The 8,087-nt window shown below is 69.3% G+C and carries 8 protein-coding genes; 5 read left to right on the forward strand and 3 right to left on the reverse strand.

Features of this window, described 5'->3' with window-relative positions; translation table 11 throughout:
* Positions 1 to 16: 16 nt before the first annotated feature.
* Positions 17 to 850: a glutamate ABC transporter substrate-binding protein gene (locus ACFTZB_RS39855; protein WP_378440586.1), complete on the reverse strand. Its 834-nt coding sequence runs from the start codon at positions 848 to 850 to the stop codon at positions 17 to 19.
* An 82-nt stretch (positions 851 to 932) separates the two neighbouring features.
* Positions 933 to 1,661 carry a glutamate ABC transporter ATP-binding protein GluA gene (gene gluA / locus ACFTZB_RS39860; RefSeq protein WP_087555993.1) on the reverse strand — a complete coding sequence of 243 codons (729 nt, stop codon included), beginning with the start codon at positions 1,659 to 1,661 and terminating at the stop codon, positions 933 to 935.
* Between the two features lie 210 nt (positions 1,662 to 1,871).
* On the opposite strand from gluA, the gene miaB reads away from it, so the two are divergent.
* Together miaB and ACFTZB_RS39870 are read left to right on the forward strand one after the other, a co-directional pair.
* On the forward strand, positions 1,872 to 3,389 hold the full coding sequence (gene miaB, locus ACFTZB_RS39865) for a tRNA (N6-isopentenyl adenosine(37)-C2)-methylthiotransferase MiaB (RefSeq protein ID WP_378440588.1): 1,518 nt from the start codon (positions 1,872 to 1,874) through the stop codon (positions 3,387 to 3,389).
* The gene (locus tag ACFTZB_RS39870) at positions 3,386 to 3,985 is read left to right on the forward strand and encodes a hypothetical protein (protein WP_378440590.1); all 600 of its coding nucleotides are present in this window, start codon (positions 3,386 to 3,388) and stop codon (positions 3,983 to 3,985) included. Before miaB ends, ACFTZB_RS39870 begins: the two co-directional genes overlap by 4 nt.
* Before the next feature lie 6 nt (positions 3,986 to 3,991).
* Here ACFTZB_RS39870 and ACFTZB_RS39875 read toward each other — a convergent pair whose 3' ends face one another.
* The gene (locus ACFTZB_RS39875; protein WP_378440592.1) at positions 3,992 to 5,377 is read right to left on the reverse strand and encodes a DUF349 domain-containing protein; all 1,386 of its coding nucleotides are present in this window, start codon (positions 5,375 to 5,377) and stop codon (positions 3,992 to 3,994) included.
* Positions 5,378 to 5,580: 203 nt separating this feature from the next.
* Between ACFTZB_RS39875 and ACFTZB_RS39880 the strand changes: the two genes are divergently transcribed.
* The 3 genes from ACFTZB_RS39880 to ACFTZB_RS39890 are packed head-to-tail and all read left to right on the forward strand — an operon-like array spanning position 5,581 to position 8,068.
* Positions 5,581 to 6,297, forward strand: coding sequence for a class III extradiol dioxygenase subunit B-like domain-containing protein (locus ACFTZB_RS39880; protein ID WP_378440594.1), 717 nt, complete (start codon positions 5,581 to 5,583; stop codon positions 6,295 to 6,297).
* Positions 6,294 to 7,223 (forward strand): tRNA (adenosine(37)-N6)-dimethylallyltransferase MiaA, encoded by a 930-nt coding sequence (gene miaA, locus ACFTZB_RS39885; protein WP_378440596.1) that lies wholly within the window; start codon positions 6,294 to 6,296, stop codon positions 7,221 to 7,223. The genes ACFTZB_RS39880 and miaA overlap by 4 nt, the downstream gene beginning before the upstream one ends.
* Positions 7,220 to 8,068, forward strand: coding sequence for a TrmH family RNA methyltransferase (locus ACFTZB_RS39890; RefSeq protein WP_378440598.1), 849 nt, complete (start codon positions 7,220 to 7,222; stop codon positions 8,066 to 8,068). Before miaA ends, ACFTZB_RS39890 begins: the two co-directional genes overlap by 4 nt.
* Positions 8,069 to 8,087: the final 19 nt, after the last annotated feature.

The following is an 8,087-nucleotide window of genomic DNA, read 5'->3' on the forward strand; positions in this document are numbered from 1 at the left end:
CGGATGAGTGAGTTGCTCAGTACCGATCGACGGTCGGCGGCGCGGGGATCGGGTAGCCCGACGCGCCGACGGTCTCGTTGAACGCGCGCTCCCACGAACCGTCCGCGATCATCGCCTCGATGGCGTCGTTGATCTTGCCGCGAGTCTCGTCGTCACCCTTGGCCAGGCCGACGCCGTAGCGCTCCTGGGTGAACGGCTGGCCGACCACCTTCAGCTCGCCCGGGTACTGCGCCGCGTAGCCGGCGAGGATGATGTCGTCGGTGGTGACGGCGTCGACGGCACCGTTCCGCAGGGCCTCGACGCACGCGGAGTACGTGTCGAACTCCTGCAACTGCACGTCCTGCGCGTACGTGTCCTTGACCTTCTGCGCCGGGGTGGACCCGGTGACGGAGCACAGCTTCTTTCCGCCGTTGAGCGAATCGGGGCCGGTGATGTCGGTGTTGTCGGACTTCACCAGGAGCGACTGGCCGGCGATGAAGTACGGCCCGGCGAAGTCGACCTTCTCCTTGCGGGCGTCGGTGATCGAGTAGGTGGCGACGATGTAGTCGACCTCACCGTTCTGGATCAACGTCTCGCGCTGAGCCGACGGGGACTCCTTGAACTCGATGTTCTCGGGCGCGACACCCAGCTTGCCTGCGATGTACTCGGCCACCTCGACGTCGAAACCGCTGAAGGAACCATCGGGGTTGCGCAGTCCGAGGCCGGGCTGGTCGTACTTGATACCGACTGTGAGTTTGCCCTCCGACGCGCTCTGGGAGGCGCTCTTCTCTTCACCTCCGCCACAGGCCGATGCGACGACGGCGAGCGCCATGACGCCGATTCCCACACGAATCGAGCGGTTGATCCTCATCGAGTTCCTCCAATTGAAATGACGGGTGTTGCCTGTGGAGCACGGTCGACCGAGAGGGCACCGCAGCGGGTGCCCGCTCCGATCAGTGGCTGAGAATTTTGCCGAGAAAGTCCTTCGCGCGCTCGGATTTGGGCGCGGTGAAGAAGGTGGCGGGCTCGGAGTCCTCGACGATCTGGCCGTCGGCCATGAAGAGAACACGGTCGCCGGCCTTACGGGCGAAGCCCATCTCGTGGGTCACCACGAGCATGGTCATGCCTTCCTTGGCGAGTGAGGTCATGACGTCGAGGACTTCGTTGACCATTTCCGGGTCGAGCGCGGACGTCGGCTCGTCGAACAGCATGACTTTGGGGTTCATGGCGAGCGCGCGGGCGATCGCGACACGCTGCTGCTGACCGCCCGACAACTGCGCCGGGTACTTGTCCGCCTGGTTGGCGATGCCGACCCTTTCGAGGAGTTCGTAGGCCGTCTTCTTCGCGTCGGCGCTGCTCTTCTTCCGCACCTTCACCGGTGCGAGCATCACGTTCTCGAGGATCGTCTTGTGGGCGAACAGGTTGAACGACTGGAACACCATGCCCACGTCGGCGCGCAGCGCCGCCAGGGCCTTGCCCTCGGCGGGCAGCACCTTGCCGTCCACCGCGATCTCACCGGAGTCGATGGGTTCGAGGCGGTTGATGGTCCGGCACAGCGTCGACTTCCCGGATCCCGACGGTCCCAGGACGATCACGACCTGTCCCCGTGGAACCTCGAGGTCGATCTCCTGGAGGACGTGGAGGGCGCCGAAGTGTTTGTTCACCGATTTCATCGAGATCATGGACGGGGCCGCGCCCGTGGAGGGCGTCGGCGTCGCGTCGTCGGCTTGCGTCATAGTCGATGACCCTATGTGCTGGGAGCGGGAGCACCTGTCATTTGCTCCGAGAATCCTCGGGATGTCACGGAAACTTTACTGTCCGGCGTCGGTCGTGTGTCCTGTCGCACACCGGCCGCGACGAGGCGATTTGGCGCGGGCCGTACCCTGGCATACGTGGACACGATCGACCAGACCCCTCACCGCAGCTACGAGGTGCGCACGTACGGCTGCCAGATGAACGTGCACGACTCCGAGCGGTTGTCGGGGCTCCTCGAGGACGCCGGCTACACGAAGGCGGCCGCCGGGCAGTCGCCCGACCTCGTCGTCTTCAACACCTGCGCGGTGCGGGAGAACGCCGACAACAAGCTGTACGGCAACCTGAGCCATCTGGCGCCGGCGAAGGAACTGAATCCCGACATGCAGATCGCGGTCGGCGGGTGCCTGGCGCAGAAGGACCGCGACGTGGTCGTGAAGAAGGCGCCGTGGGTGGACGTGGTGTTCGGCACCCACAACATCGGTTCGCTCCCGGCGCTCCTGGACCGGGCACGCCACAATCATCGGGCCGAGGTCGAGATCCTCGATGCGCTCGAGGCGTTTCCGTCGACGCTGCCCGCCAAACGGGAGTCGGCGTACGCCGGCTGGGTGTCCATCTCGGTGGGATGTAACAACACGTGCACGTTCTGCATCGTGCCCGCGCTGCGCGGCAAGGAGGTCGACCGGCGTCCCGGCGACATCCTGGCCGAGGTGCAGGCACTGGTGAACGAGGGCGTCGTGGAGGTCACGCTGCTCGGGCAGAACGTCAACGCGTACGGCGTCTCCTTCGCCGACCCCGACCAGCCCCGCGACCGCGGCGCCTTCGCCGCGCTGCTGCGCGCCTGCGGCGAGATCGACGGGCTCGAGCGCGTCCGATTCACGTCGCCGCACCCGGCCGAGTTCACCGACGACGTCATCGAGGCGATGGCCGAGACCCCCAATGTGTGCCCCCAGCTGCACATGCCGCTGCAATCCGGTTCGGACCGGATCCTGAAGGCGATGCGCCGCTCCTACCGGAAGTCGCGGTTCCTGGGGATCATCGAGAAGGTCCGCACCGCGATGCCGCACGCGGCGATCACCACCGACATCATCGTGGGCTTCCCCGGTGAGACCGAGGAAGACTTCCAGGACACGCTCGACGTCGTCCGGCAGGCACGCTTCACGAGCGCGTTCACGTTCCAGTACTCCAAGCGGCCCGGCACCCCGGCGGCGGACATGGACGACCAGCTGCCCAAGGCCGTCGTGCAGGAACGGTACGAACGTCTCATCGCGTTGCAGGAACAGATCACACTCGAGGAGAACCAGAAGCTCGTCGGCGCCGAGGTGGAACTGCTCGTCGCTGCCGGGGAGGGCCGCAAGAACGCGGAGACCGCCCGGATGAGCGGGCGCGCCCGCGACGGCCGGCTCGTCCACTTCCGGCCGGAGGGGAACCTCGACGGACACGTCCGGCCCGGCGACGTCGTCACCATCGTGATCAGCGCCGCCGCCCCGCACCACCTCGTCGCGGACACCCCGGTCCTGACCCACCGCCGCACCCGCGCAGGCGACTCGTTCGAGAAGGGCGTCACCCCGAAGACCCCGCCGATCGGCGTGGGACTCGGACTGCCGCAGATCGGTGCGCCCGCACCACTACCCGCTCAGATGGGATGCAACGCATGACCCCGCAGTTCGACGACCAGCGCCACGAGGATCCGAGTGACGCGAACGAGCCGATCGAGAGCTACCTGAAGGATTTCGACGCCGCCGAGAAGAAGGTGGCCGGTGAGATCGACCCCGGGGCGCGTGCGCTCGTCGTCGCCGTCGCGGTGGTCGTGCTGCTCGGTTCGCTGACGTTGCCGCATTCCGGCATCGCCAACGGCTGGGAGGTGCTGGTGTACGGGGACGACGCCCGCGCGGAGACGATCGCGCTGCCGTCGCGGCTGTTCGTGTGGTTCGAGGTGGTGTTCGGGGTCGTCGTGTCGATGCTCGCGCTCGTCACCCGCCGCTGGGCGCTCGCGTGGGTGGCCCTCGCCGGAACCGCCGTGTCCATCGTGTTCGGCATGCTCGCCATCTGGTCGCGGCAGACACCGGCGCCCGGCGTCGAAGCGGCCGGACCGGGCATCGGGCTGGTCATCGGCTGGCTCACCGTCATCGTGCTGACGTTCCACTGGTTGAAGGTGGTCTGGAGCCGGACCGCGCTGCAGCTGGCCGCGGAAGAGGAACGCCGCGCCGCTGCCGCCGAAGCGGAGCGACGCGGCGACTGGAACGTCGGCTGATCGTGCCTACTGGCCGCTGACGGCACCCTCTGCCGCCTCGGCCCATTCGCGCCACTGCTTGGCCTGCGCGAGGGCGCTCTCGGCGTCCTTCGTCTTGCCCGCCGCGGTGGCCTTGGCGGCCTGCTCCTCGAACTGCGTGACCCGCTCACGGAACTGCGCGGCCCGGGCGAGCGCCTCCGGGTCGGTGCGGCGCCATTCCTCGTCGGCGGCGTCGCGGACGCGCTTCTCGATGGCCCGCAGCTTGCCCTCGAGGTCGTGCATCCGCTCGCGGGGCACCTTCCCGATGGCGTCCCACTTCTCCTGCAGGTCGCGCAGTGCGGCCCGCGCCGCGTCGATGTCCTTGGACGGATCGATGTGGCCGGCGTTCTTCAGCAACTCCTCCTTGGCGACCGCGTTCTCCTCGAATTCGGCGTCGCGTTCGGAGGATGCGGCGTTGCGGGCGGCGAAGAACACGTCCTGAGCGCCCTTGAACCGCTTCCACAGGTTGTCGTCGGCTTCCCGGGGTGCGCGTCCGGCGGCCTTCCATTCGGCGAGCAGATCGCGGAAGGCTCCGGCCGTGGGCCCCCAGTCGGTGGAGTCGGACAGTGCCTCCGCCCGCTGGACGAGTTCTTCCTTCTTGGTCTTCGCAGCGGCGCGCTCACGGTCGAGTTCGGCGAAATGCGCGCCGCGTCGCCGGTTGAACGCCTCCCGCGCCTTGGAATACCGCTTCCACAGGGCGTCGTCGACCTTCCGGTCGATCCCGCGGATCGTCTTCCACTCGTCCAGGATCTCGCGCAACCGGTCGCCGGCGGCCTTCCACTGCGTGGACTCGGCACCGATCTGTTCCGCCTCGGCGGCCAGTTCTTCCTTGCGTTCGGTGTGCGCCTGCCGCGACAGTTCCTTCTCGTGCTTGGCGTGGGCGGCCGCCTCGTCGGATCCGGCGATGATGACGTCGAGTCGCGCGGAGAGGGAGTCGATGTCGCCGATCACCGCGGCGGTCGGGAGGGAGTCGGCCAGCGCGACAGCGGCCGCCTTCGTCTTCTTCGCGTCGCCCGCACCGGAATTGAGCCGGGCCTCGAGGAGGGCCACTTCGGTGGCGAGATCGTCGAAGCGCCGACCGAAGTGCGCCAGGCCCTCCGCCGCGTCTCCGGCCTGCCACGACCCGATCTGCCGTTCGCCGTCCGCGGTCTTGACCCACGCGGTGCCGTCGTCGTCGACGCGGCCGAACTCGCTCGGATCACTGTGGGCCGGGGCGGCGACGGCGGGTGCGGAGAGGGCGTGCGTCGGTGTGGGGTGGGGCTTGGGTGCACCCGGTTTTGCGGCGGCACCCGGCTTCGGGACGCTGGGCTTCGGTGTGTCGTGCTGCTGAGCGGCAGGCTCCACGGCGGGCTTCGCGTCGCTGCTGTCGGTCATCGGTTCCTCATCTCTGCCGCGCGTCACGGCTGCCTGAACGCAATACTGGCTCCATACGACCCGGGACGGGTGCTGGCTCCATTCAACCCGGTACGGGCCCTGTGGACTATTGAATCAGGTCGGACGGTCCGTGTTGGTACCGATTGACGGCAGTGCCCGAATCGGATGTCGGGTCCGTGCCAGCGGTCGACTAGCGTGACTGTGTGTTCACCGCTGCCATCCTCGTGCCGTCCCCACCGTTGCTGGTACCCGAACTGACCGGGGCGGCCGCTGCGGAGACGGCGCCGCTGCGGGACGCGGTCCAGGCGGCGGCGAAGGCACTGTCCGCGATCGCCACCGAATGGGTGGCGGTCGGCGCGGCGCCCGCCGCGGCGGAGGTGCGAGCCGACGCGCAGGGCACCTACCGCGGCTACGGCGTCGACGTGCGGGTCACACTGCGGCCCGGTCCCGCCGGCGAGCCCGACCCGGACCTGCCGCTCGCGGTGCTGACGGCCGGGTGGATCCGGGGAACGTGCGCGCCGGACGCCGTCGTCGACGCGAGGGTCCTCGCCGCCGACCTCTCGCCGCAGCAGTGCGCCGCCTACGGCGCGGAACTGCGCGCGTACCTGGACCGGGACCCCGAGCCGCGCGGACTGGTGATCGTCGCGGACGGGGCGAACACACTCACCGCGAAGGCGCCGGGCGCGTTCGACCCCCGCGCGGAAGGCGTGCAGGCCCGCGTCGACGCGGCCCTCGACACCGGCGACCGGGAGGCGCTGCTCGCCCTCGACCCCGCCGAGTGCGCCGCCCTCGGCATCGGTGGGCGCGTCCCGTGGCAGGTCCTCGCCGGCGTGTTCGACGCTGCACCCGCCGCCTGCCGGACGCTGTACAGCGCGGCTCCCTACGGAGTGGGCTACCACGTGGGGGAGTGGCGTCCGTGACCTCACCCGTGCCGATCGCCGTCGTCGGACCGACCGCCACCGGAAAGTCGGATCTCGCGCTGGAGCTGGCCGAACGCCTCGGCGGCGAGATCGTCAACATCGACGCCATGCAGCTGTACCGGGGCATGGACATCGGCACCGCCAAACTCGCCCCGGCCGAACGCCGCGGAATTCCGCATCACCAACTCGACGTGCTCGACGTGACGCAGACGGCCACCGTCGCGAGTTATCAGCAGGCCGCGGTCCGCGACGTGGAGGCCATCGCCGCTCGCGGCGCCGTGCCGGTCATCGTCGGCGGATCGATGATGTACGTGCAGTCGCTGCTCGACGAGTGGAGATTTCCCGCCACCGATGCGTCGGTACGGGCGCGGTGGGAAGCCGTCCTCGCCGAGAAGGGCGTCGCGGCCGTCCACGCAGAGCTGAGCCGGGTGGATCCCGACGCCGCCGCGTCGATCCTCCCCACCGACGGCAGGCGCCTGGTCCGGGCCCTCGAGGTCGTCGAGATCACCGGCAGGCCGTTCGCGGCGTCCGCCCCGCGCATCGGCCAACCGCGCTGGGGCACACACATCGTCGGCGTCGACCGCGACACCGCCGCACTCGACGACCGGATCAGGCTCCGCACCCGGCTGATGTTCGAACAGGGACTCGTCGACGAGGTGCGCGGGCTGATCGACGTCGGACTGCGCGAGGGCGTCACCGCACCCCGGGCCATCGGGTACGCGCAGGTCCTCGCCTGGCTCGACGGCGAATACGACCTGGCCGAGGCCGAGGAACGCACGTTCATCGGCACCCGGCGCTACGTGCGCAGGCAACGGTCCTGGTTCCGCCGCGACCCCCGCATCCACTGGGTCGACGGAAACACCCCCGACCTCGCGGACGCCACGATCCGCACCCTCGACGAGACGCGAACACTGGGAGAACGATGAGCCGAACACCGTCCGCACGGCACCGTCCGGCCTCGTCCGTGCTGGTGACCACCCGCAACGCCCGCTTCCAGCAATGGCAGTCGTACCTCACCAACCGCGCCAAGCGGACGAAGGCGGGACGCTTCCTGATCCAGGGTGTGCGCCCCCTCAACCTCGCCCTGGAACACCACTGGCCCATCGAATCGCTGCTGCACCGCATCGACGGCCCACCGCTGTCCGACTGGGCGCGGGAACTGCTCGCGACCCGATCCGTCGAACAGATCGGTGTCAGCGCCGAACTGATGACCGAACTCGGCGAGAAGACCGACACCGCGCCGGAACTGATCGCGGTCGCGAAGACCCGCGCCCCGCGACTGAAGGACCTGCGGCTGCAGTCCGTCCCCCTGATCGTCGTGTTCGACCGGCCCACCTCACCCGGAAATCTGGGCACCCTCGTCCGCTCCGCCAACGCGTTCGGCGCCGACGCGGTCGTCGTGGTCGGCCACGGCGCCGACCCGTTCGACCCCCGGAGCGTCCGCGCCTCCACCGGATCGCTCTTCGCGATGCCCGTCGTCACCGTGTCGTCCGTCGACGAGATCCTCGCGTTCCGCGACGCCCGGCGAGCCGCCGGAACCGACCTGCACATCGTCGGGACGGACGAGACCGGTTCCGTCACCATCGACGCCCACGACTTCGGCGGCGGCACCGTGCTCGTGATCGGCAACGAGACCCGTGGGATGAGCGCCGCGTGGCGAGGCGCCTGCGACACGGTCGTCAACATCCCGATCGGGGGCGCGGCCAGTTCCCTCGGCGCCCCCTCCGCCGGCGCCGTCGCCCTCTACGAAATCGCCCGGCAGCGTCGATGAACCGCACCGCGGCAGCGTC

Source organism: Rhodococcus sp. NPDC057014, assembly GCF_042673295.1.
GTDB lineage: Bacteria > Actinomycetota > Actinomycetes > Mycobacteriales > Mycobacteriaceae > Rhodococcus_F.

Excerpts from the sequence above, each read along its gene's own strand:
- ACFTZB_RS39855 (WP_378440586.1), bottom strand. The coding sequence starts at position 850 with ATGAGGATCAACCGCTCGATTCGTGTGGGAATCGGCGTCATGGCGCTC.
- gluA (WP_087555993.1), bottom strand. The coding sequence starts at position 1,661 with ATGATCTCGATGAAATCGGTGAACAAACACTTCGGCGCCCTCCACGTC.
- ACFTZB_RS39870 (WP_378440590.1), top strand. The coding sequence starts at position 3,386 with ATGACCCCGCAGTTCGACGACCAGCGCCACGAGGATCCGAGTGACGCG.
- ACFTZB_RS39875 (WP_378440592.1), bottom strand. The coding sequence starts at position 5,377 with ATGACCGACAGCAGCGACGCGAAGCCCGCCGTGGAGCCTGCCGCTCAG.
- ACFTZB_RS39890 (WP_378440598.1), top strand. The coding sequence starts at position 7,220 with ATGAGCCGAACACCGTCCGCACGGCACCGTCCGGCCTCGTCCGTGCTG.